This window comes from Stenotrophomonas sp. A3_2 (assembly GCF_036624925.1).
Taxonomy (GTDB): domain Bacteria; phylum Pseudomonadota; class Gammaproteobacteria; order Xanthomonadales; family Xanthomonadaceae; genus Stenotrophomonas; species Stenotrophomonas hibiscicola.
On the sequence record NZ_JAZKVY010000292.1, the window covers coordinates 1 to 1,017 of the forward strand.

1 protein-coding gene is annotated in these 1,017 nt (G+C 64.7%); it reads right to left on the reverse strand.

The features are described from left to right. The coding region (tuf, locus tag R5H29_RS14250; protein ID WP_262213465.1) for an elongation factor Tu at positions 1 to 1,017 on the reverse strand (1,017 nt) is incomplete at its 5' end.

The following is a 1,017-nucleotide window of genomic DNA, read 5'->3' on the forward strand; positions in this document are numbered from 1 at the left end:
TTACTCGATGATCTTCGAGACCACGCCGGCGCCGACGGTGCGGCCGCCTTCGCGGATGGCGAAGCGCAGGCCTTCGTCCATCGCCACCGGGTTGATCAGGGTGACGACCATCTTGACGTTGTCACCCGGCATCACCATTTCGACGCCTTCCGGCAGTGCAGCTGCGCCGGTGATGTCGGTGGTGCGGAAGTAGAACTGCGGACGGTAGCCGTTGAAGAACGGAGTGTGACGGCCGCCTTCGTCCTTCGACAGGACGTAGACTTCACCCTCGAACTTGGTGTGCGGCTTGATCGTGCCCGGCTTGGCCAGCACCTGGCCACGCTCGACGTCGTCACGCTTGGTGCCGCGCAGCAGCAGGCCAGCATTGTCGCCTGCCTGACCCTGGTCCAGCAGCTTGCGGAACATTTCAACGCCGGTCACGGTGGTCTTCTGCACCGGACGGATGCCGACGATTTCGATTTCGTCGCCGACCTTGATCACGCCGCGCTCGATACGGCCGGTCACCACGGTGCCGCGGCCCGAGATCGAGAACACGTCTTCCACCGGCATCAGGAACGGCTTGTCGATCGCACGCTCCGGCTCCGGAATCCAGCTGTCCAGGGCATCGACCAGCTTCAGGATGGCCGGCACGCCGATGTCGCTCTGGTCGCCTTCCAGCGCCAGGCGGGCCGAACCGGCGATGATCGGGGTGTCGTCGCCCGGGAAGTCGTACTTGCTCAGCAGCTCACGCACTTCCATCTCGACCAGCTCGAGCAGCTCGGCGTCGTCCACCATGTCGGCCTTGTTCAGGAACACGACGATGTACGGCACGCCGACCTGACGCGACAGCAGGATGTGCTCGCGGGTCTGCGGCATCGGGCCGTCAGCGGCCGAGCACACCAGGATCGCGCCGTCCATCTGGGCGGCACCGGTGATCATGTTCTTGACGTAGTCAGCGTGGCCCGGGCAGTCAACGTGGGCGTAGTGACGGATCGGGGATTCGTATTCGACGTGCGCGGTCGAGATCGTGATGCCACG